Genomic DNA, 23327 nt, shown 5'->3' with positions numbered 1-23327 from the left:
TCGTCATGGCTCAGCCAGTTGATCAGGTTATACCCCAGATCCTGATTACCCTGGTTGCCCAGATAGGCGTTGGTCAGAAAGTCGCCGTCGCCGAGCACGGCGATGCGCTGGCCGGAGCCGGGCCGGTCTGCCCCCTCTGTTGCCGGCTCGCGACTCAGGGCAATACCAATGTGCAGCGGGCCGGCGGTATCCTCGCCGGCGTCATAGTTAATCACGCCATCGAGCGGGCCGGTTTCCGCCCAGCTGCGCGGGACGGTCTGCAGAAACGGGGTCGCCTGAAAATCACTGTCCTGGCGTACTTTTATACCAACGGCGCGTGGGAACAGGGTCATGAAGCGAAAGTCGCGGGTTACCGGATGATCGCTGGCGCTGTAATCGGCCACCACGGCAAACGTCGGATCATTGATGCCGAGCATTCGGGTGGAAGGATCGACGATGGTTCCGTCGACAAACCTCAGGCCAAGATCTTCCAGCAGGGGCTGCAGACCATACAGCTTGCCGGGATCGTGCAACCAGAGCAGGTTGCCACCGTCGCGTACATAGTTTCGGATAATTTCGACTTCCCCGGGCAGGTAATCCAATTGCGGACCGGCGATGACCAGTGCCGCGGTATCGGCGGGGATTTCGGGCTCATCACTCAGCTTGAGACTGCTGGTCTTGATTCCCTTGTTGTGCAGGTGCCGGGTAAATTGGCCGTAATCATGATTAGCCTGACCCTGTGGTTGACGTTCGCCGTGACCGGCAACAAACACCAGATGTTTTTCGCCGCTGCGCAACAGTTGCTGCAGGGTATTGGTCAGGCTCTCTTCACTGAGATTGCGCACATGTTCGGTGCGGTCGTTATAGGTGACGACCAGCTCGCCATCGACACTGATATTATGTTCGCGGGTCTTGTCCGGCTCGGTATCGGGGTTGATATAACGGACGGTGATATCGTCCTTGTGTTGCCGGTAACGATCGAGCATGTCGGCGATGTTGCGCCGGGTGGAGACCATGTTGCCAGAGCGGGCGAAGGCGATGATCTCGATTGGATCGTCCATGCGTTCCAGCAGTTTGACCGTGGCGTCGGACAGGGTATGGCGTCCCGAGGCCGTCCAGTCACTTTCATAGTTGTATTGCAGGCTGAGCCAGGCGAGCAGGCCGATGACCGCCAGAAACAATACGACGAACAGAATGTTTTGAAGGCGAACCTGTAAGCGACTTCGGGGGGTAACCTGCATATGGATTCCAATCCAGCGTTAGTGTTGCAACCGGTCGGCATCCAGGCGGCGGATACCGAGGACCAGAAAGACGGTAATAAACAGCAGAAAATAGATGATATCGGCGCTGTTGAAGATGCCCTGACTGAGTGATTCAAAATGGCGCAGGATGGACAGGTATTCCAGCAGCCCGCTGGTGGCACCATCTCCGACCTGATCGCCGGCCCAGTCGATGATCCACAGCAACAGCAGCACGCCAAAGGTGCTGACAGCGGCAATGGTCGGCTGCACGGTCAGGGTGGAGAGAAACAGCCCGATGGCGGCAAAGCAGGCCACCAGCAAAATCAGCCCCAGCAGCATGGCCAGTAACAGGCCGGTATCCAGCGGGCCGCCAAACATCAGCGCCAGCGGCATCAGGCTGATCATCAAACAGGCGAGCAGTAAAAAGCCGAGCAGGCCGAGGTATTTGCCCAGGATGATCTCGGTCATCGACACCGGCGCGCTGAACAATAACGCAATACTGCGATTACGGCGCTCCTCGCTGATAATGCGCATGGTCAGCAGCGGCACCACCATCATGAAAATAAAGGCGGCACTGCCATAAACCTGGGCCACCACCAGTTCGGTGGCGCCGGGTGGCGATTCCAGGTTCTGCAGTTGCGGCTGCAAGGTGATGAAATCATTCAACGCGGACAAAAACAGATAGGCGAGAATAAACTGCATGACCGCCAGAATCGCCCAGGCCAGCGGCGACAGAAACAGGGTGCGTAATTCCCGTTGCGCGAGGGTCAGGATCATCATGCCGCATTACCCTCCGGCATCGTCTGCTCTGAACTGGTGATCTCGACAAAGATCTGCTCCAGGGTCTTGTATTCCGGGCTGAGTTCGAACAAACCCCAGCCGCGGGCAACCGCCTGTTCGGCGATCGTCTCGGCCGGCGTCTGTTCACTGGCGTGAAACAGCCGAAAACGGTGATTGTCCAGGGGCTGTACATCGGTGATCGCCGGCAGGGCGGCCAGATCGGCTTCGCTCGGCGGCTGATGCAGGCCGAGGATCAGGCTGCTCGAGTCCATGCGGCGATTGAGATTGTCGATGTCATCGCTGAAGACCAGGCTGCCGCGGTTGATGATCTGGACCCGGTCACAGGTCATCTGGACTTCGGGCAGGATATGGGTGGAAAGGATCACGCCATGATCTTTGCCCAGTTCCCGTATCAGGCGGCGAATCTCGCGAATCTGGATCGGATCCAGACCCACCGTTGGTTCATCCAGCACCACCACCGGCGGTGAATGAATAATCGCCTGGGCAATACCGACCCGTTGCTGATAGCCCTTGGAAAGGTTGTTGATCAGGCGTCGTCCGACCTCCTCCAGACCGCAACGCTGTTTGGCACGGTCCACGGCCTGGTCAACCGCGTTACGACGGATCCGGTTGAGCCGGGCGCAGAACTGGAGATATTCGTTAACCGTGAGCTCACGGTACAACGGGGGTTGTTCCGGCAAATAACCGATCAGGGCCTTGGCCTGTTTGGGGTTATCCAGCAGATCGATACCGTTGATCAGGATGCGGCCGCTGCTCGGGGCCAGATTGCCGGTGAGCATCTGCATGGTCGAGGTTTTGCCAGCCCCGTTGGGCCCGAGAAAGCCCAGGACCTCGCCGCGCGCCAGTTCAAAGCTGACATCGTTAACGGCAGTCAAACCGGCATAACGCCGGTAGAGATGTTTCACACTGATCAGATTGTCATTCGACATGCGGATAAAGGTAACCGGTATTATTATTCAGTATCGGAACTGGCATTAGAACTGGCCTGAAATTATAAGCTTCTGCGCCGTGCTGACAAGCCCGCATTGACGCTTTGGCCAAACAATTCACGTTTGCTTTGACTGGTATCATCGCTGTTGGTTCAACCTGTACCTGAAACCGTGACGGCAAACCTTCGGGATCGTTACCCGCAAAGATCCGAATGCGCGGGTGACCGGCTCGCGTTGAAAACGAGGCATTGGGCAAAATCGTGACACGGTGTGATTGTGACAGGATGTTACAATGGCATACAAACCTGGACGGGGCAGTTTATCCATGAGTGTCATACTCGGCGTCGACACCGGCGGAACGTTTACCGATTTTGTGCTGGTTCGGGACGGCGCCATCACCACGCACAAGGTGTTATCGACACCGGCCGCACCGGAGCAGGCGATCCTGCAGGGCGTGCAGGATCTGCAACTGGATCAACTGCCGCCCGGGACGCTCTTTTATATGGTGCACGGCTCCACCGTGGCAACCAACGCCGTGCTCGAAGGCAAGACGGCGCGCACGGTGTTTATTACCAATCACGGCCTGGGCGATATGCTCGCCATCGGGCGTCAGATCCGCAGTGAACTGTATAACCTGCAACCGACCGCTGTCGCGCCACCGGTCGCCCGGGAACTGTGTCTGGAGACCGGCGGCCGGCTGGCGGCCGACGGGACGGTCATCGAAGCGTTGACTGACACCGATCTGCAGCAGTTACGCAAAGATGTCGAGCGCCTGCAACCGGAGGCGGTCGCGATCAATCTGTTGTTTTCCTATCTCGATGCTGGGTTTGAAAAGCAGATCGAGGCAGCAATGCCGCCGGACCTGTTCATTTCCCGTTCCTCCCGCATCCTGCCGGAATATAAAGAGTATGAACGCGGCATGACGACCTGGCTGAATGCGGCGGTCGGACCGCGGGTCCGGGGGTATTTACAGCGCCTGCAACAGGGCGTCCCGCACGCCTGTATCACGGTCATGCAAAGTTCCGGCGGCACCATCGCTGCCGAGCAGGCCGGCGAGGAGGCGGTGCACATGTTGCTCTCCGGCCCCGCCGGGGGCCTGGCGGCGGCGCGCTATATGGGCGAGCAGGTGGGCCAGTCGCGCCTGCTGACTTTCGATATGGGCGGGACCTCCACCGATGTGGCGCTGATCGACGGCGAGCTCCAGCTGACCAGCGAAGGCCGCATTCGCGATTACCCTGTGGCCGTGCCAATGGTGGACATGCATACCATCGGCGCGGGTGGCGGCTCACTGGCCAGCGTCGATGCCGGCGGATTACTGCAGGTGGGGCCCGAATCGGCCGGGGCCGCGCCCGGTCCCGCCTGTTACGGTCAGGGGGGGACCCGTCCCACGGTGACCGATGCCAACCTGGTGCTGGGACGCCTGCGCCCCGACGCCTTTCTGGGCGGTAACATGTCGCTGGATGTGGCCGCGGCCCGGGCCGCGGTCGGGATGATCGCCGATCAGCTCGGCCTGTCCCTCGAAGAGGCGGCGCAGGGGATCATCCGGCTGGCCAACGAACACATGGCCCATGCCCTGCGGGTCATGTCGGTGCAGCGCGGCGTCGATCCGCGTGAGCTGGCGCTGGTCTCGTTCGGCGGCGCCGGCGGGCTGCATGTCTGTGCCCTGGCCGAGACGCTGGGTATGTCCCGGGCGATCGTGCCGGTCTATGCCGGGGTGTTGTCGGCGCTGGGGATGCTGGTGGCACCGCGGGCCCGCCAGTTGTCGCAGACACTGGGCCAGTTGCTGGATGCGCTGGACGATCAGGCCATTGCGGATCAAATGCAGCCGCTGATCGAGGCCGGGCTCGCCGCCATGCAGGAAGAAGGGGTGGCGCGGGACGAGATCGCGATCCTGCCCAGCCTGGATCTGCGTTACCAGGGTCAGTCCTATTATCTGAATGTCCCCTGGCAGGACCGCCGGCAGGCCAGAGCGGATTTTCATCATCTGCACGAACAACGCTACGGACACCGGCTCGACCTGCCGGTGGAGGTGGTAAATCTGCGGGTTGGCCTGCAGCGACCGTCGCAGGCGCTTACCCTGCAGGCCGTGAAGGCCACAGAGGATGCCGGGCCATCTGAAACGATCAATTTACCAGAGGTTGATCAGCCGGTGCCGGTGTATGCGCGGGAGGCGTTGCCGGTCGGGCAGACCCTGCAAGGGCCGGCGCTGATCACCGAGACCGTCTCGACCACCTATCTGGCCCCGCACTGGCAGGCCGAGGTGCATGCGACGGGCTGTCTGCTGTTATCCCGCCGGGACTGAGTCAGACAATCGGAGGTTCGGCATCGGGCGGCGAGTCGGGATTGGTGTCGGGCTGATGCTGTTCGGTGAATTCCTCGACCCGTGCGGTGACGGCCTCCAGCTTGCGATAGCGGGCGATATGGAACAGCGCATCCCCTTCGTTGGCCAGGGGCAGGTTGGTGCGGCCGATGACGATGCCGTCACAGGGGGTGTGAATTTCGATCTCGTGTTCACCAAAGGGATCGGAGAGGATGCCGAGTAACTGATCTTTTTCCACGCTGCCGCCGAGTGGCACGATCGCGCGCAGGATACCGCCGGCCGGCGCCCGTACCCAGCTGCTGGCACGGGCATATAACGGTTTATGTTCCCGTTTGGCCTTGCGCCGGGAGGCGGGCAGCATGTTCAGGTGGCGCATCACATTCACAATGCCCTTGAGGCCGGCACGAATACTGACCTCGTCAAAGCGCAGTGCTTCACCGGCTTCATACAACAACATCGGGATACCGTATTCGGCGGCGGCCTCGCGCAGTGAGTTGTCGCGCAGATCGGCATTGAGAATCACCGGTACTCCGAATATATGGGCCAGATCGGCGGTCTGGGGATCATCGATGTTGGCGCGAATCTGCGGCAGGTTACTGCGGTGGATGGCGCCGGTATGTAAATCGATGCCATGCGTGCTCTGCTCGACGATTTCGCTCATGAACTGGTGCGCCACGCGGGCCGCCAGCGAGCCCCGTTCGTAACCGGGAAAGCTGCGGTTGAGATCGCGGCGGTCGGGCAGATAACGGGACTGCTGGATAAAGCCGTAGACATTGACGATGGGAATCGCGAACAGGGTGCCACTCAAACGTTTTAGCGCCGGCAGGTTGAGCAGGCGGCGGATGATTTCGACCCCGTTGAGTTCATCGCCGTGGATGGCGGCGCTGACAAACAGCGCCGGGCCCGGTTTTTTGCCACGGACCACCTGTACCGGCATGGCTACCTGGGAATGGGTGTAAAGCCGGGCGACCGGGAGATCAAGCGTGGTTCGGCTGTTGCGGGGAATGTCCGCACCATTAACAGAAATGATCTCCGGATCCATCGATTAACCCTTGCCCTTGGTCTGAGTTTTGTGGGGCTTGGCGGATTTGTCGATAAAGTCGATAATCTGCCCGGCCACATCCTTGTTGGTGGCCGACTCGATGCCCTCGAGACCGGGTGAGGAATTCACTTCCATGATCACCGGGCCGTGGTTGGAGCGCAGAATATCCACACCGGCCACATTGAGCCCCATAGTCTTGGCCGCGCGCACGGCAGTGGAGCGTTCCTCCGGGGTCAGCTTGATGACCTTGGCCGAACCGCCACGATGCAGATTCGAGCGGAACTCACCTTCTTTGGCGGTACGCATCATCGCAGCGACAACTTTCTCGCCAATGACCAGTGCCCGGATATCCGAGCCACCGGCTTCCTTGATGAACTCCTGCACCAGAAAGTTGGCGTTCAGTTCGCGAAAGGCGTCGATCACACTCTCGGCCGCTTTCTTGGTTTCCGCCAGTACCACGCCCTTGCCCTGGGTCCCTTCGAGCAGCTTGACGACAAGGGGCGCTCCACCGACGACTTTAATGAGGCTGTCGGTATCATCCACGTCGTGGGCAAAACCGGTGACCGGCAGGCCCACACCCTTGCGGGCCAGCAATTGCAACGAGCGTAATTTGTCACGCGAACGGCCGATGGCGACCGATTCATTTAGCGGGTAGACACCCATCATCTCGAATTGGCGTAAAACCGCTGTGCCGTAAAAAGTAATCGATGAGCCAATGCGAGGAATCACGGCATCGAAGCCACCGAGCTTTTCGCCCCGGTAATAAATAGAGGGGCGCATACTGGTAATATCCATGTAGCACTTGAGCGGATTAATAACGCTTACCTCATGACCACGGTCCTTCGCGGCCTCGGCCAGGCGGCGGCTGGAATACAGTTTTGCGTTCCGTGACATGATCGCAATTTTCATAGGGACTCCGTGGTTGTGGGGCAAAATAATAAGTCTAGTTTAACCTGTCTCAGCGGCCGGGCCTACGGCCGATGCGGTAGGAGACCCCGGGATTAACCAGAAAGCGGCCGGCCATGGCGGTGCGTCCCAGCAGCATGCGAAAACGCATGCTATCCCGATTGGTCAGGGTTATCTCGATCTCCCAACAATAGTCGCCCAGACAGGCGATAGTGCTGATGACGATACGCTGTTCCTGGTGGCCGCCCGAGTCGGTCACCTGTCGCTCGTCGAGTACCGGGCAACGACATTCGACCTCGGGTTCCAGCTTGTGTTGTACCGGGTGGACCTTGAAGCGAACCATGCGTACGCCATTGTCGTCATAAGGCTCCAGATCAAAAGTGTGCAGCGCCGAGGTGCGCGCACCGGTATCGACCTTGGCCTTGATATGCTCAATGCCAAGTTCCGGTAGACGTATCCACTCGCGCCAACCGATGACTTGCAGTTTATGATCGGACATGAATTTGTATCTGAATCAGTGGGAGTACCCACTATGCCGAGACCTTCAACAGGGGTCAAGGTGCACAAAAACAGGGGGATAAAGAAAAGAGCACATCCGTGTGCATATAGACAGGCCTGATTGATGCGGCTCTGTCCACCAGTCGTAATGCCCTGCGATCAGGACTGTTGGATGCCGAGATTACGCCAGATGGCCAACGTTGGCGCGGACTGGTTCATGCAGTAGAAATGCAGTCCGGGCGCACCCGCTTCGAGCAGGGTGTGGCAGAGATCAGTGATAACTTCCTCACCGAACTGCATGATGGATTCCTTGTCGTCGCCAAAGTCTTCCAGTCGCTTGCGAATCCAGCGCGGGATATCGGCGCCACACATATCTGAAAAACGTGATAGCTGCTTGTAATTGATGATCGGCATAATGCCGGGGATGATCGGCAGATCGACGTTCATCCGCTCGCACTCATCGATAAACCGGAAGTAAGCATCCGGGTTGAAGAAGTACTGTGTGATGGCGGTATCCGCGCCGGCTTCCACCTTGCGTTTGAAGTTTTTCAGATCATCCGAGGCAGACGGTGCCTGGGGATGAATCTCCGGATAGGCGGCCACTTCGAGCTCGAAGTAATCGCCGGTCTCGGCGCGAATGAATTCGACCAGTTCGTTGGCATAGCGAAGTTCACCGGGACCACGCATGCCCGAGGGCATATCACCACGCAGTGCCACGATACGCTTGATGCCGTTTTCCTTGTAACCGCTCAACAGCTCCCGCAGACCGTCCTTGGTTGTACCAATGCAGGACAGATGCGGCGCAGCATCATCCCCGGATTTCTGGATCTCAGCGACAGTGTCGAATGTCCCTTGCTGGGTACTGCCACCGGCACCAAAGGTGACCGAGTAATAACGCGGTTTCATGCCTTTGTTCAGATTCTTGCGAACCTTGCGCAGTTTCTCCGCGCCTTCTTCCGATTTGGGCGGGAAAAACTCCACGCTATAAACGGGGGTATGTTTCTTTTGTGATTCCATAGGCTCCAGTTAACGAGATAAAAAAGGACGGAGACGAAGTTGATGTTTTAACTCCGTCGTCCGTCCCCGGTCACTCGTCCCTTATTGTTTAGTAACGATAATGTTCAGACTTGTACGGACCTTCAACCGGGACACCGAGGTAGTCGGCCTGTTCCTGACTCAGCTTGGTCAGCTTGGCGCCAATCTTGCCAATGTGCAGGGCGGCAACTTCTTCGTCCAGTTTCTTCGGCAGTACATAGACGCCGAGCGGATAGTTTTCCGGCTTGGTGAACATTTCGATCTGGGCAACCACCTGGTTGGTAAAGGAGTTGGACATCACGAAGCTCGGATGGCCGGTACCACAACCCAGATTCACCAGACGACCTTCGGCCAGCAGGGTGATCTTCTTGCCATCAGGGAATTTGATCTGATCGACCTGTGGCTTGATGTTGATCCACTCGTACTTACGCAGGCTTTCGACCTGGATTTCGTTGTCGAAGTGGCCGATGTTGCAGACGATGGCCTGATCTTTCATGGCCGCCATGTGGTCATGGGTAATGACGTCCTTGTTACCGGTAGTGGTAACAAAAATGTCGGCCTGACTAACTGCTTCGTCGAGCGTGACAACACGGTAACCTTCCATCGCGGCCTGCAGGGCACAGATCGGATCGATTTCAGTGATCCAGACATTGGCGCCAAGGCCACGCAGAGACTGGGCAGAGCCCTTACCAACGTCGCCATAACCGCAAACAACGGCAATCTTGCCCGCAACCATAACGTCAGTGGCCCGCTTGATGGAATCCACCAGGGATTCACGGCAGCCATACAGGTTATCGAACTTGGACTTGGTGACAGAATCATTGACGTTCATGCCGGGGAACAGCAGTTCACCATTGTTGAACATCTGGTACAGGCGATGAACACCGGTGGTGGTTTCTTCGGTAACACCCTTGATGGACTCGGCCATCTTGGTCCACATGCCCTTGTTCTTTTCGAAGTTACGTTGCAGTACACCCAGTACGGCACGGAATTCTTCGTTTTCTTCCTTGGCGGGATCCGGTACAGCACCGGCTTTTTCAAATTCCACACCCTTGTGAACCAGCAGCGTGGCGTCGCCGCCATCGTCGAGGATCATGTTCGGCAGTTCGCCGTTCGGCCAGGTCAGTACCTGCTCGGTGCACCACCAGTACTCTTCCAGGGTTTCACCCTTCCAGGCGTAAACCGGGATGCCCTGTGCAGCGATAGCCGCAGCGGCGTGGTCCTGGGTGGAGAAAATGTTACAGGAAGCCCAGCGTACATCGGCACCCAGTTCCACCAGGGTTTCGATCAGTACGGCAGTCTGGATGGTCATGTGCAGGGAACCGGTAATGCGGGCACCCTTGAGCGGCTTGTCTTTGCCGTATTTTTCGCGCAGGGCCATCAGGCCGGGCATTTCGGTTTCGGCGATATCCATCTCCTTGCGGCCAAATTCCGCAAGGCCGATGTCCGCGACTTTATAATCTGTAAAGTCTTTGGAAACAGCGTTCATGTTGTAGCTCCGTATATATACGGTGAGCGCCGTTGTTTATTTAGACTGGGTGGTCTGAGCCTGACCCCGCTACTCAATCCTGTCTCATCAACACGCCTGACGTGTGACAAAACGGATTGAGTAGCGTGGCTGCAGCGCTCCTCAGAGCCCCAGTGAATTCTTACTGACTACATTATAGTAAGGGGAGGTCGAGACCTCCCCTGAAAACTACATTTTATTAAATGCCGGCTGCTTTTTTCAGTTCTTCAGCCTTGTCGGTTTTCTCCCAGGGCAGATCCAGGTCTTCGCGACCGAAGTGACCATGGGCTGCCGTAGGGGCGTACATCGGGCGCAGCAGGTTGAGCATTTTCACCAGGCCACCGGCACGCAGATCGAAGTGTTCGCGAACCAGTTCCTCGATGCGCTCCTCGGAAACCTTGCCGGTACCGAAGGTGTCAACCGAAATAGAGGTCGGCTCGGCCACGCCGATGGCGTAGGAAACCTGGATTTCACAGCGCTTGGACAGGCCCGCGGCAACAATGTTCTTGGCCACATAACGACAGGCATAGGCGGCGGAACGGTCTACCTTGGACGGGTCCTTGCCGGAGAAGGCGCCACCACCGTGACGACCCATACCACCGTAGGTGTCTACGATGATCTTGCGGCCGGTCAGACCACAGTCACCTACCGGGCCACCGATAACAAAACGACCGGTCGGGTTGATGTGGAATTTGGTGTCCTTGGTGATCCAGCTTTCAGGCAGTACCGGCTTGATGATTTCGTCCATCACGGCATCCTGCAGGGTGTTGAGATCGATTTCCGGGTTGTGCTGGGTCGACAGTACAACGGCGTCGACACCTACCGGCTCACCCTTGTCGTAGCGGAAGCTGACCTGGCTTTTGGCGTCCGGGCGCAACCACGGCAGAGTGCCGTTCTTGCGAACTTCAGCCTGACGGCGTACCAGACGATGCGCGTAGGTGATCGGCGCGGGCATCAGCACGTCGGTTTCATCGGCGGCATAGCCGAACATCAGGCCCTGGTCACCGGCGCCCTGTTCCTTGTCGTCGCCTTCATCCACGCCCATGGCGATATCGGGAGACTGCTTGTCCAGGGCAACCAGCACGGCGCAGGTTTCCCAGTCAAAGCCCATTTCGGAGCTGTTATAGCCGATTTCCTTGACACGTTCGCGCACGACAGTCGGCATATCGATTTGCGCGGTGGTGGTGATCTCACCAGACAGGATAACCATGCCGGTATTAATCATGGTTTCGCAGGCGACACGGGATTTGGGATCCTGCTCCAGCAGTGCATCGAGAATGGAGTCGGAAATCTGGTCAGCAACCTTGTCCGGATGACCCTCAGAAACTGATTCAGAGGTAAAGATATATTTCTCAGCCATTAAAGTCCTCTCTTTCTTTCTATAAGTTTTGTTCGCCGATACATGTGGCGCAGAGTCGCCGTATACGGCATGGTATCGCTAAAGTTACAGCTTAAAATTCGCAGACGCTTTCGTGACTATTCGAAAGCTAGGGCGGGTTAGTCTGGAGTATTTATTCAACCCTGATTAGTAATCGTTAATATAATGCCAGAAAATGGCTTCGGATTAAAGGGGAGTATCCCTAATATAGCAATAGTATTAATGTTGTCTAATAAGTCTATAAATAGCAGTTTATAATAATACGATATAAAAAATTTTTTTATCAACCGTCGAAAATAGGCTAATTTCCCGGAAAATCAGGCTATTTTTGCTGTTTTATGAAAGTCATTCCCGAATAAATCGGGGAAAACACTGGCGTTTTTTGCTCAACACGGTAAGATATGGGGATTACACAAACACGGGTCCTCATCCCGTCAGTGAATACTTAAAGCAAGTTTCTGTCGGTGACTATCAAACGTGGTTTACGGTAATACCCGTAAACACGCTCAATCTGACGAGCCAGACTCGTATCTCTGCTTCAGAACGCAAGTTCTGAGACAACCGGAATTAAACTGCCGTCGCTTTATCGTGGCAACCAGGTTGTACACAGGATACGGCCATAATTGTCTGGCTCATGAGGGGCCCGTTTTCTCTTCATCTAGAGCAAGATAAGGAAAACGACGTGACCCAAGAAAAGAAAACGCAAGATTTTGGTGAAAATCCGCTGGACGTCCGCCATACGGACCATTACAAGGACGAATATGTCTCCGGCTTCGTGGATAAGTGGGATGAACTGATTGACTGGGACGGCCGCGCCAACAGCGAAGGTGACTTCTTCATTAAACTGTTGCAGGAACACGGTGCCAAGAAGGTGCTGGACGTGGCAGCGGGAACCGGTTTTCACTCGGTTCGCCTGCTGGAAAGCGGTTTTGAAGTGACCAGCGCCGACGGCAGCCCTGAGATGCTGGCCAAGGCGTTTGAAAACGGCCGCAAGCGCGGACACATTCTGCGTACCGTGCATGCTGACTGGCGCTTTTTGAACAAGTCAGTGCATGACCTGTATGACGCCGTGATCTGTCTGGGTAACTCCTTTACCCATCTGCATAGCGACAACGATCGCCGCAAAACCCTGGCCGAGTTTTACGCCACGCTGCGTCATGACGGGATACTGATCCTGGATCAGCGTAACTATGACGCACTGTTGGACCATCAGGTGCAGCCGACGCATAACTACTACTATTGTGGTGACAATGTGAAAGCCAGTCCGGAACATATTGACGAGTCTCTGGCCCGTTTCCGCTATGAATTCCCGGACAAGTCCACTTTCCATCTGAATATGTTCCCGTTGCGCAAGGAATATGTGCGCAAGCTGATGCGTGATATCGGTTTCCAGAAAGTGACTACTTATGGTGACTTCAAGGAAACCTACCGTGAAGCCGAGCCGGACTTCTTCATTCACGTAGCTGAAAAACGCTACATCGAAGGGGAGAACGAATGAGCAAGAGCTATTCCGATGTCGTAGAAACGGCCCGCGATTACTACAATAGCGAGGATGCCGATAATTTCTATTTTCACGTCTGGGGTGGTGAAGATATTCATATCGGGCTCTATGAGTCTGGTGATGAGCCGATCCGCGATGCCAGCCTGCGCACGGTCGAGCACATTGCGTCCAAGCTTCAAGTGAAGCTGGACGCTGATAAGAAAGTGCTCGACATGGGTGCCGGTTATGGCGGTGTCGCCCGTTACCTGGCCAAGAACTATGGCTGTAAGGTTGTCGCCCTGAATCTGAGCGAACGGGAGAACGAGCGCGATCGCAAAATGAACCAGGAGCAGGGGCTGGATCACCTCATCGAGGTCTGGGATGGCAGCTTCGAGTCCGTCGAGGCCGACGATGCCAGCTTCGACGTGGTCTGGTCACAGGATTCCATCCTGCACAGCAGCGAGCGGGGCAAAGTGATCGCCGAGGCCGCGCGGGTGCTCAAGCCCGGCGGCGAGCTCATTTTCACCGATCCCATGCAGGTCGACGACTGCCCCGAGGGCGTGTTGCAACCCGTGTATGATCGCATCCATCTGCCTTCGCTCGGTTCCATCGAGTTCTACCGGCAGGCGGCCAAAGACAATGGCCTGGAAGAGATTGAGATCGAAGTGATGACCGAAAACCTGGTCAAGCATTACGGCCGGGTTCGTCGCGAGCTGGAAGAAAATCGCGACAGCATTACCGACAAGGTCTCAGATGCCTATATCGATCGTATGATCACCGGCCTGGGCCACTGGGTCGAGGCAGGCAGCAAGGGCTATCTGCGCTGGGGCATCCTGCATTTTCGCAAGCCGGCGTAAATGCCAGTAACTGGTCGCTAGCTGCTAGCGACTAGTAACCCCGGTTAGGCCAGTGGGTCAGGTGGCGCGCAGCGCTACCTGACTTACTCCGTATCGGCAGAAGTGTTACGCAGGCTAACGCCAGCGTGGCCTGCAATCTTTTTTTCAGTCCGCAAATGCACGCAAATCAACGCTAATGAATTTCAATATATGCTTGAAATGATTGGCGTTTATTCGCGTTAATTGGCGGACTCAGGCGTAGGTCAGGTTGCGCGCAGCGCTACCTGACATTCCGCTAGTAACCCCAGACACCCCGGAGCAGGGCGGCGTAGGGCCGGTAGAGATCGTTATCGGCCGCCTCGAACCCGCTGATATTCACTTTCTCCAGCATGGCCTGTCCGGCCTGTGTTTCGTGCGCCGTCAGCAGGGCCTTTTGTATCTGCTGGCGAACCTGTTGCGGCAGTTTTGGCGAGGCGGAAACCGCCAGGTGCGGAACCGGTTCGGTGGTGGTGACGGTATTGACCGTGGTATCGCCGCTGATCATCGGGGTCGGAATCAGGGCCGCCTCGGCGCGCCCCGCCTTGAGGCGTTGCAACGCCCGTTCAAAGTTGGGTTCGCTGACAATGGTCGGCTGACGCATCTGGTTGGGAAACATCCTGGCCAGCTCGACGCCGCTGAGGCTGGGCGAAGCCGGGGTGACCACCCGCTTGCCGATCAGCTCGTCCGGTTCGAACAACAGGACATCTTCATTAGTAATCAGACTGAAACTGAGGGTATCGCGAATTTTGGCGAGCACCTGATAGTTGGCCTTGCGGACCCGATAGCCGGTAAAATGGGGCGGATCCAGCACCAGGTCGGTCGGTTCGCGACGCATGGCCTCCCAGTAGGCCACAAAATTGTGGTGAGCGACGATCCGGAACCGGTGACCGGTCTGCTTGCTTAAATAGTCGGCCAGCGGCCGGTAGAAAGTTTTCGTCTCGGCCCGGGACATGATGGGCTGTATGCCCAACGTGTAGGTCTCGGCCAGGGCAGGCGGGGCGCTTAATAGCAGGAACAGGGTGGTGACAACGGCGATCCGTCGAAATCCGGTGACGGGGAGCATACAAACCTCCTGTATAACAACGTATTACAACAAGCGGGACGTGCGGGGGTCGCTCGTAATGAGTTTGTTTTCGGGGGCCCGAACAGGTAAGTTCCCTCACGTCTGTTTCAAGTATAGATGAAAATAAGGAGGGTTTATGGTCAGTCTGGAGACTCCGGTCTGTGATTTTGACGCACCGGCGGTGGATTTTGCCCTCCCGGGGGTCGATGGCAAGACCTGGACGCTGGAACAGTGCCGGGGGGAAAACGGCCTGCTGGTGATGTTTATCTGTAACCACTGCCCCTACGTCAAGGCGATTCGCGAGCGGCTGGTGCGTGATACCCGCGAGTTGCGCGACCAGCACGGCATCAACACCGTGGCCATCATGGCCAACGATCCGGGCGAGTACGAAGAGGACTCCTTCGAGAACATGCAGAAGGTGGCCGCCGAGTATGACTTCCCCTTTCCTTATTTAATGGACGCGACCCAGGAGGTCGCCAGGGCCTATGGCGCGGTCTGCACCCCGGATTTTTTCGGTTATAACGCCGATCTCAAACTGCAGTACAGAGGCCGGTTCGATGCCAGTCGCAAGGAAACCGCGCCGGAGGACGCACGCCGGGATCTGTTCGAGGCGATGGTGCAGGTGGCCGAAACCGGTCGGGGGCCGGCCGAGCAGATTCCCAGCATGGGCTGTTCCATCAAGTGGAAAGAGGGCAGCTGAGCCAGGACCCCACCACTTTTACCCATAAAATTCACTGTTTGCCCCATAAGCCAGGCAAGCTCAGTTCTGCGATAGCAGACCCGGAGCTTGCCCGCCACAGGTAAAAAATGGGAAAATCCCGGCCTCGTTAAACCGGGGAGGAAGCCGAACCGGCATTTTCATCAGGTGGCCACCGCGCCTGACAACAACAATGCTCGACTTCCATCATAACGGCAATCCCGACGGAAGCTAGTAACCGAATTCAGACGCGCCGATCGACGGCGCGGGTGGAGTGCTCATTTCTGATGAAACAAGAACATCAGAAAACACCCCGCCCATGGCAGTACCGATAACAGAATTTTTGCAATTTAATGAACCGAGGGGAACTTTATGGCATCTCGCAAAGATCTCGCCAATGCAATCCGCGCCCTGAGTATGGATGCGGTGCAAAAGGCAAATTCCGGCCACCCGGGCGCGCCCATGGGTATGGCCGATATCGCTGAAGTCCTGTGGAACGACTTCATGAAGCACAATCCGGGCAACCCGAACTGGTTCGATCGCGATCGTTTTGTGCTCTCCAACGGCCATGGTTCCATGCTGATCTATTCCCTGCTGCACCTGACCGGCTATGACCTGCCGATGGAAGAGCTGAAAAACTTCCGTCAGCTGCACTCCAAGACCCCGGGCCATCCCGAATACGGCTATACCGCCGGCGTGGAAACCACCACTGGTCCGCTGGGGCAGGGTGTCTCCAATGCCGTGGGCATGGCGCTGGCCGAACGCACCCTGGCCGGCCAGTTCAATCGCGACGGTCATCATATCGTCGACCACTTCACCTACGTGTTCCTCGGTGACGGTTGCATGATGGAAGGTGTCTCCCATGAATCCTGCGCGCTGGCCGGCACGCTGGGTCTGGGTAAACTGATCGCCTTCTGGGATGACAACGGCATTTCCATTGATGGTCACGTGGACAACTGGTTTACCGACGACACACCGAAGCGTTTTGAAGCCTATGGCTGGCACGTAATCCGTGATGTCGACGGGCACAGCGCGGATGCCGTGAACAAGGCTATCCACGAAGCCAAGTCAATCAACGACAAACCGACCCTGATCTGCACCAAAACCACTATCGGTTTCGGCGCCCCCAACCTGTGCGGCAGCCACGACTGCCACGGCGCGCCGCTGGGCGATGATGAAATCAAGGCGACCCGCGAGAACATCGGCTGGAAACACGATCCGTTCGTGATCCCCGATGAGATCTACAGCGACTGGGACGCGAAAGAGAAGGGCAAGCAGGCCGAAGCCGAATGGAACAAGAAGTTCGACGCCTACAAGAAAGATTACCCGGAACTGGCCGCCGAGTTCGAACGCCGTATGAAGGGCGAACTGCCGGGCAACTGGGAAGACGTCGCCAACAGTTTCATCAAGGAATGCATCGAAAAAGCCGACTCCCCGGCCACCCGCAAGGCCTCCCAGGGCGCGATTACCGCCTTCGCCAAGGCACTGCCGGAATTCCTCGGTGGCTCGGCCGACCTGACGCCGTCCAATCTGACCAACTGGCCGGATGCGAAAGTCATTACCAACACCGTGACCGACGGCAACTACCTGTCCTATGGTGTTCGTGAATTTGGCATGTCCGCTATTATCAACGGCATCGCCCTGCACGGCGGTTTCAAGCCGTTTGGCGGCACCTTCCTGATGTTCTCCGAGTATGCCCGCAATGCCCTGCGTATGGCCTCACTGATGAAAGTGCCGAGCATCTTCGTCTATACCCATGACTCCATCGGTCTGGGGGAAGATGGCCCGACCCATCAGCCTGTCGAGCAGACCGCAACCCTGCGCCTGATGCCGAACATGTCCCTGTGGCGCCCCTGTGACAGCGTCGAGACCGCCGTTGCCTGGAAGGCCGCGGTCGAGCGCAACGATGGCCCGACCTCGCTGATCTTCAGCCGTCAGGGCCTGGCGCATCAGGAGCGTTCCGACGAGCAGGTAGCCAATATTGCCCGTGGCGGTTATGTCCTCAAGGACTGCGACGGCACACCGGACGCCATCATCATCGCTACCGGCTCTGAAGTCGCGCTGGCGATGGGTGCGGCCGAGAAACTGTCCGGCAAGAAGATCCGCGTGGTCTCCATGCCGTCCGTTGACGTGTTCGAAGCCCAGGACGAAGCCTATCGTGAGGCGGTGATTCCCGCTTCCGTGACAGCCCGCGTCGTGGTCGAAGCCGGGGTTACCGACGGCTGGTACAAATATGCCGGACTCAACGGCAAGGTCGTCGGCCTCAACCGCTTCGGTGAATCGGCGCCGGCCGGCAAGCTGTTTGAATACTTCGGTTTTACCGTCGACAACGTCACCAAGGCCGTTGAAGACGTCCTGTAACAATTTTGATTTATAAACCTTAGAGTAAGGGAGAAAACAACATGGCAATTAAAATCGGGATTAACGGTTTTGGCCGTATCGGTCGCATGGTATTTCGTGCCGTCGCCAAAGACTTCGACAATATTGAAGTCGTCGGCATCAATGATCTGCTGGATCCGGAATATCTATCCTACATGCTGCGCTATGACTCCGTGCATGGCCGCTTTGACGGTGATGTCAAGGTCGACGGCAACAACCTGATCGTCGACGGCAAGAAGATCCGCCTGACCGCCGAAAAGGATCCGGCGGCCCTGAAATGGGATGAAGTCGGTGCCGATGTGGTGGTCGAATCCACCGGTCTGTTCCTGACCGAAGAAACCTGCCAGAAACACATCGATGCCGGTGCCAAGAAGGTCGTCATGTCCGCGCCTTCCAAGGACGGTTCCCCGATGTTCGTTTACGGCGTTAACCACACCGACTATGCCGGTCAGAACATTGTTTCTGCAGCAAGCTGCACCACCAACTGCCTGGCCCCGATCGCCAAGGTCCTGCAAGACAACTGGGGCATCAAGCGTGGCCTGATGACCACCGTGCATGCTGCCACGGCAACCCAGAAGACCGTCGACGGTCCGTCCATGAAAGACTGGCGCGGTGGCCGCGGTATTCTGGAAAACATCATTCCTTCCGCTACTGGTGCCGCCAAGGCTGTCGGCGTGGTGATGCCGGAACTGAATGGCAAGCTGACCGGGATGGCCTTCCGTGTGCCGACTTCCGACGTTTCCGTGGTCGACCTGACCTGTGAACTGGAAAAAGGCGCCAAGTATGACGACATCTGCAAGGCCATGAAAGCCGCCTCGGAATCGGGTGACATGAGCAAGACCCTGGCTTACACCGATGAAAAAGTCGTCTCCACCGACTTCCGCGGTATTGGTCATTCATCCATCTTCGACGCCGAAGCCGGTATCGCGCTGGATGACACCTTCGTCAAGCTGGTCGCCTGGTACGACAACGAGTACGGCTACACCTGCAACATGCTGCGTTTCCTGGAACACGTAGCTAAATAATCAGCCAGGGTTGGTTGATTAACGCAGAGCACGCGGAGGCGCAGAGTCGCGGAGAACAAAATTTGTTTCTCTGCGTCTCCGCGTCTTTGCGCTCTCCGCGTTTTAAATACGAATGATGACAAAAGAGCTATTCGCCAAGCGGCAATCGTTTAGCTAATAGTTTTTGAAAATTTACACGGAGTAACAAACATGTCTTTTATAAAATTGACTGATCTGGATCTGTCCGGCAAGCGTGTACTAATTCGCGCCGATCTCAACGTGCCGGTAAAAAACGGCAAGGTCACTTCCGATGCGCGGATTAGCGCTTCCATGCCTACCATCGAACATTGCCTGAAAGCGGGCGCGTCGGCGGTTATGGTTATGTCCCATCGCGGCCGTCCCGAGGAAGGCGTACCGGATGAGGAAAATTCCCTGGCGCCGATCGCCGATGACATGTCTGCCAAGCTGGGCAAGCAGGTTCGCCTGTCCACGGATTACATGGACAACGATCCGCAACCGGCCGAGGGTGAAGTTGTCCTGCTGGAAAACGTGCGTTTCAATGCCGGTGAAAAGAAAGACGACGAAACCCTGGCGAAAAAATATGCCGCGCTGTGCGATGTGTTTGTGATGGACGCCTTCGGCACCGCGCACCGCGCCCAGGCCTCGACCCATGGCGTGGGCAAGTTTGCCCCGACCGCCTGTGCCGGTTTGCTGCTGGCCGAAGAGCTGGAAGCGCTGGCCAAGGCACTGGCCGATCCGGCCCGCCCGATGGTGGCTATTGTCGGCGGTTCCAAGGTTTCCACCAAGCTGACCGTGCTCGAAGCGCTCTCTACCAAGGTCGACCAGCTGGTCGTCGGCGGCGGCATTGCCAATACCTTCATCAAGGCGGCGGGCCACCCGATCGGCAAATCGCTGTGTGAAGATGACCTGGTGGATACCGCGAAGGCCCTGATGGAAAAAGCGGAAGCGGCCGGCGCCAGCATTCCGATCGCCACCGATGTCGTAGTCGGCAAGAAGTTCGATGAAAACGAGCCGGCGGTCGCGAAGAAGGTCGATGAAGTGGAAGAGGATGACATGATCTTCGATATCGGTCCCGATTCTGCGAAGCAACTGGCAGACATTATCGCCAATGCCGGTACCATTGTCTGGAACGGTCCGGTGGGTGTGTTCGAGTTTGATCAGTTCGGCGAAGGCACCAAAACCATCTCCATGGCTATTGCCAATGCCAGGGGCTTCAGTCTGGCCGGTGGCGGTGACACCATTGCGGCAATCCAGAAGTATGATATTTATGACAAGGTCTCCTACATCTCTACCGCCGGCGGCGCGTTCCTGGAATACCTGGAAGGCAAGACCCTGCCGGCCGTGGCCATGCTGGAAGAACGTGCCAAAAAATAACAGTGACGAGTTACGAGGGACGAGTAACGAGTCGTATGAAAGCTGGCCGGACAACGGCCAGCTGCTATCAATTATCCAATCGGCAGATTTTTGCCAGCCGGTAACAGGAACCTGTCACTAGACTTATGAGAAGAACTAAAATTGTTGCCACGCTCGGTCCCGCGACCGATGATCCCAAGGTCATGGACAAGATCATCGAGGCCGGGGTGGATGTTGCCCGGATCAATTTTTCCCACGGCACGCCGGAAGAGCACATCGATCGGGCCGACAAGATTCGCAATCGGGCCCGGGCCCATGGTCGCCAGGTCGGGGTTATGTGCGATCTGCAGGGACCGAAGATCCGCATCGAACGCTTCAAGGACGGCAAGATTACCCTCAAGGAAGGCGAGACCTTCATCCTCGATACCAGGCTGGACCCCGAAGCCGGGACGCTTGAGCGGGTCGGTATGGCCTACAAGGAACTGCCCGAGGACGTCACCCGTGGTGATACCCTGCTACTGGATGACGGGCGGATCGTCCTGTGGGTCGACTCCATCGAAGGGCCCGAGGTGCAGTGTCGGGTCGTGGTCGGTGGCGAGTTGTCGGATCGCAAGGGACTCAACAAGCAGGGCGGCGGCCTGTCGGCCCCGGCCCTGACCCACAAGGATCGTGAGGACATCAAGATTGCCGCAGCCATGAAGGCCGATTACATCGCAGTCTCCTTCCCGCGTAATGCGGCCGATGTGAACGAGGCCCGCCATCTGATCGAGGCGGCGGGCAGCAACGCACACGTGGTGGCCAAGATCGAGCGGGCCGATGCGCTGGACAAGGTCGACGAGATCATCGAGGCCTCGGATGTGATTATGATTGCCCGGGGCGATCTGGGCGTGGAAATCGGCGATGCCGCTCTGCCGCCGGTGCAGAAGAACCTGATCAGCAAGGCCCGCGCCATGAACCGGGTGGTGATTACCGCTACCCAGATGATGGAGTCGATGATCACCAGCCATATCCCGACCCGTGCCGAGGTGTTCGACGTGGCCAATGCCGTCCTGGACGGGACCGACGCGGTGATGCTCTCCGCCGAGACCGCCAGCGGTCGCTATCCGGATAGCGCTATCGCGGCCATGGATCGAATCTGCCGCGAGGCGGAAAAACAGCGTACCGCCAAGCGCTCCGACCATCGCATCGATACCCGCTTCAAGCGCATCGACGAGGCGATTGCCATGGCCGCCATGTATACCGCCAACCACCTGGGTGTGAAGGCGATCGCCGCCCTCACCGAGTCAGGGGCGACCACGCGCTGGATGTCCCGCATCAGCTCGGGGATCCCCATCTACGCCTTGACGAGCTATGTGGAGACGCGTAGAAAGGTGACACTCTACCGCGGCGTTTATCCGGTCAGTTTTGAGATCCCGTCCGATCTGGATCGCGCCGCCGTTAACCGGGAAGCCATTGATGAACTGCTGCGCCGTGGCGCGGTCCGCGACGGCGACCTGGTCGTGATTACCCGGGGCGACCTGATGGGTGTCCAGGGCGGAACCAATGCCATGACCATCGTCCGGGTGGGCGATGTGGACGGCATCGATCTGGATAACACGCTCATCTGATCGAACCTTTAAGATTAAGCGAAACACAGTAAAATAGTCGGAAACACACATTTAAGGAGGTCCCGAAAATGGCCCTGATTTCACTCCGTCAATTGCTGGATCATGCCGCCGAAGTTGGTTATGGCATGCCGGCGTTCAACGTCAACAACATGGAGCAGGTGCATGCCATCATGCAGGCTGCCGATGAAACCAACAGCCCGGTCATCATGCAGGGTTCCGCCGGGGCGCGCTCCTACGCGGGCGAACCGTTCCTGCGTCACCTGATCACCGCCGCGCTGGAAATGTACCCGCATATCCCGGTCGTTATGCACCAGGACCACGGCTCCGCCCCGGGCGTTTGCCTGCGTTCCATCCAGTCCGGCTTCAGCTCGGTCATGATGGACGGTTCCCTGATGGAAGACATGAAGACCCCTGCTTCCTATGACTACAACGTCGACGTGACCCGCAAGGTTGTCGAAATGGCCCACGCCGGCGGCGTCTCCGTCGAAGGCGAACTGGGTTGCCTGGGCTCGCTGGAAACCGGCGAAATGGGTGAAGAAGACGGCCACGGTGCCGAAGGCAAGCTGGACATGGACATGCTGCTGACCGATCCCCAGGAAGCGGCCGATTTCGTTTCCCAGACCGGTGTTGACGCCCTGGCCATCGCCATCGGGACTTCCCACGGCGCCTACAAGTTCACCAAGGAGCCGACCGGCGATATCCTGCGTATCGATCGCATCAAGGAAATCCACGAGCGGATTCCGGATACCCACCTGGTTATGCACGGTTCTTCTTCCGTTCCGCAGGAATGGCTGGAAATCATCAATAACTACGGCGGTGACATGGGCAGCACCTATGGTGTGCCGGTCCACGAAATCCAGGAAGGCATCAAGCACGGCGTGCGCAAGGTCAACATCGACACCGACCTGCGTATGGCTTCCACCGGTGCCGTTCGCAAGCACCTGGCCGACAACCCGAGCAACTTCGACCCGCGTAAATTCCTCAAGGAATCTACGAAGGCCATGAAAGAAATCTGCAAGGCCCGCTTCGAAGCCTTCGGTTGCGCCGGCAATGCCAGCAAGATCGACGTCATCAACCTGGAAAAAATGGTTGAGCGTTATGCCTCCGGCGAACTGGATCCGAAGGTCAAGTCCAAAGCGGCTTAACTTTACGGACTATCGCTGTAGCAAAGGCGGGCCTCGGCCCGCCTTTTTTCGTTGGGATATAGGTTTT

Annotated in this window: 19 protein-coding genes and 1 riboswitch; of the genes, 9 read left to right on the top strand and 10 right to left on the bottom strand. The window is 57.4% G+C overall.

Annotation, left to right across the window (positions count from 1 at the left end):
• From RI563_RS07150 to RI563_RS07140, 3 genes are all read right to left on the bottom strand, one after another.
• The coding region (locus RI563_RS07150) for a GldG family protein (protein ID WP_310693680.1) at nucleotides 1–1220 on the bottom strand (1220 nt) is incomplete at its 3' end.
• 18 nt (nucleotides 1221–1238) lie between these two features.
• Nucleotides 1239–2000 (bottom strand): ABC transporter permease subunit, encoded by a 762-nt coding sequence (locus RI563_RS07145; protein ID WP_310693679.1) that lies wholly within the window; start codon nucleotides 1998–2000, stop codon nucleotides 1239–1241.
• Nucleotides 1997–2950, bottom strand: a complete 954-nt coding sequence (locus RI563_RS07140; RefSeq protein WP_310693678.1) for an ABC transporter ATP-binding protein — start codon at nucleotides 2948–2950, stop codon at nucleotides 1997–1999. The genes RI563_RS07145 and RI563_RS07140 overlap by 4 nt, the downstream gene beginning before the upstream one ends.
• Before the next feature lie 292 nt (nucleotides 2951–3242).
• Between RI563_RS07140 and RI563_RS07135 the strand changes: the two genes are divergently transcribed.
• The gene (locus RI563_RS07135; RefSeq protein ID WP_310693677.1) at nucleotides 3243–5252 is read left to right on the top strand and encodes a hydantoinase/oxoprolinase family protein; all 2010 of its coding nucleotides are present in this window, start codon (nucleotides 3243–3245) and stop codon (nucleotides 5250–5252) included.
• Between the two features lies 1 nt (nucleotide 5253).
• On the opposite strand, the gene RI563_RS07130 is transcribed toward RI563_RS07135, so the two are convergent.
• The 6 genes from RI563_RS07130 to metK all read right to left on the bottom strand — a co-directional run bounded on the left by RI563_RS07130 (nucleotide 5254) and on the right by metK (nucleotide 11618).
• Nucleotides 5254–6312 carry a succinylglutamate desuccinylase/aspartoacylase family protein gene (locus RI563_RS07130; RefSeq protein WP_310693676.1) on the bottom strand — a complete coding sequence of 353 codons (1059 nt, stop codon included), beginning with the start codon at nucleotides 6310–6312 and terminating at the stop codon, nucleotides 5254–5256.
• Between the two features lie 3 nt (nucleotides 6313–6315).
• Nucleotides 6316–7221, bottom strand: coding sequence for a 30S ribosomal protein S6--L-glutamate ligase (gene rimK, locus RI563_RS07125; protein WP_310693675.1), 906 nt, complete (start codon nucleotides 7219–7221; stop codon nucleotides 6316–6318).
• Nucleotides 7222–7270: 49 nt separating this feature from the next.
• Complete coding sequence (locus RI563_RS07120) at nucleotides 7271–7717, bottom strand: ATP-dependent zinc protease (RefSeq protein WP_310693674.1); 447 nt, start codon at nucleotides 7715–7717, stop codon at nucleotides 7271–7273.
• A gap of 158 nt (nucleotides 7718–7875) precedes the next feature.
• The gene (gene metF / locus RI563_RS07115) at nucleotides 7876–8733 is read right to left on the bottom strand and encodes a methylenetetrahydrofolate reductase [NAD(P)H] (RefSeq protein ID WP_310693673.1); all 858 of its coding nucleotides are present in this window, start codon (nucleotides 8731–8733) and stop codon (nucleotides 7876–7878) included.
• A gap of 88 nt (nucleotides 8734–8821) precedes the next feature.
• A complete protein-coding gene (gene ahcY, locus RI563_RS07110) occupies nucleotides 8822–10240 on the bottom strand; it encodes an adenosylhomocysteinase (RefSeq protein ID WP_310693672.1) in 1419 nt (472 codons plus the stop codon).
• Nucleotides 10241–10257: 17 nt separating this feature from the next.
• Nucleotides 10258–10389: riboswitch (S-adenosyl-L-homocysteine riboswitch) on the bottom strand.
• 68 nt (nucleotides 10390–10457) lie between these two features.
• Entirely contained in the window at nucleotides 10458–11618 is a 1161-nt protein-coding gene (gene metK / locus RI563_RS07105; protein ID WP_134080872.1) for a methionine adenosyltransferase, read from the bottom strand.
• Between the two features lie 700 nt (nucleotides 11619–12318).
• On the opposite strand from metK, the gene RI563_RS07100 reads away from it, so the two are divergent.
• Nucleotides 12319–13134, top strand: coding sequence for a class I SAM-dependent methyltransferase (locus RI563_RS07100; RefSeq protein WP_310693671.1), 816 nt, complete (start codon nucleotides 12319–12321; stop codon nucleotides 13132–13134).
• Complete coding sequence (locus tag RI563_RS07095; RefSeq protein WP_310693670.1) at nucleotides 13131–13973, top strand: SAM-dependent methyltransferase; 843 nt, start codon at nucleotides 13131–13133, stop codon at nucleotides 13971–13973. The genes RI563_RS07100 and RI563_RS07095 overlap by 4 nt, the downstream gene beginning before the upstream one ends.
• 274 nt (nucleotides 13974–14247) lie before the next feature.
• On the opposite strand, the gene RI563_RS07090 is transcribed toward RI563_RS07095, so the two are convergent.
• A complete protein-coding gene (locus tag RI563_RS07090; protein WP_310693669.1) occupies nucleotides 14248–15054 on the bottom strand; it encodes a phosphate/phosphite/phosphonate ABC transporter substrate-binding protein in 807 nt (268 codons plus the stop codon).
• Nucleotides 15055–15190: 136 nt separating this feature from the next.
• Here RI563_RS07090 and RI563_RS07085 point away from each other — a divergent pair, with 136 nt between their 5' ends.
• The 6 genes from RI563_RS07085 (at nucleotide 15191) to fba (ending at nucleotide 23260) form a co-directional block, all read left to right on the top strand.
• The gene (locus RI563_RS07085; protein WP_310693668.1) at nucleotides 15191–15754 is read left to right on the top strand and encodes a thioredoxin family protein; all 564 of its coding nucleotides are present in this window, start codon (nucleotides 15191–15193) and stop codon (nucleotides 15752–15754) included.
• A gap of 369 nt (nucleotides 15755–16123) precedes the next feature.
• Nucleotides 16124–18112 (top strand): transketolase, encoded by a 1989-nt coding sequence (gene tkt, locus RI563_RS07080; RefSeq protein WP_310693667.1) that lies wholly within the window; start codon nucleotides 16124–16126, stop codon nucleotides 18110–18112.
• 41 nt (nucleotides 18113–18153) lie between these two features.
• Nucleotides 18154–19155, top strand: coding sequence for a type I glyceraldehyde-3-phosphate dehydrogenase (gene gap, locus RI563_RS07075; RefSeq protein WP_310693666.1), 1002 nt, complete (start codon nucleotides 18154–18156; stop codon nucleotides 19153–19155).
• A 189-nt stretch (nucleotides 19156–19344) separates the two neighbouring features.
• Entirely contained in the window at nucleotides 19345–20529 is a 1185-nt protein-coding gene (locus RI563_RS07070) for a phosphoglycerate kinase (protein WP_310693665.1), read from the top strand.
• Between the two features lie 125 nt (nucleotides 20530–20654).
• On the top strand, nucleotides 20655–22115 hold the full coding sequence (gene pyk, locus RI563_RS07065; protein WP_310693664.1) for a pyruvate kinase: 1461 nt from the start codon (nucleotides 20655–20657) through the stop codon (nucleotides 22113–22115).
• Between the two features lie 68 nt (nucleotides 22116–22183).
• Complete coding sequence (fba, locus tag RI563_RS07060; protein ID WP_310693663.1) at nucleotides 22184–23260, top strand: class II fructose-bisphosphate aldolase; 1077 nt, start codon at nucleotides 22184–22186, stop codon at nucleotides 23258–23260.
• Nucleotides 23261–23327: the final 67 nt, after the last annotated feature.

It is taken from the genome of Thiohalophilus sp. (assembly GCF_031581315.1).
In the GTDB taxonomy this organism is placed as follows: domain Bacteria; phylum Pseudomonadota; class Gammaproteobacteria; order UBA6429; family Thiohalophilaceae; genus Thiohalophilus.
This window is presented reverse-complemented; position numbering and strand designations above follow the sequence as displayed.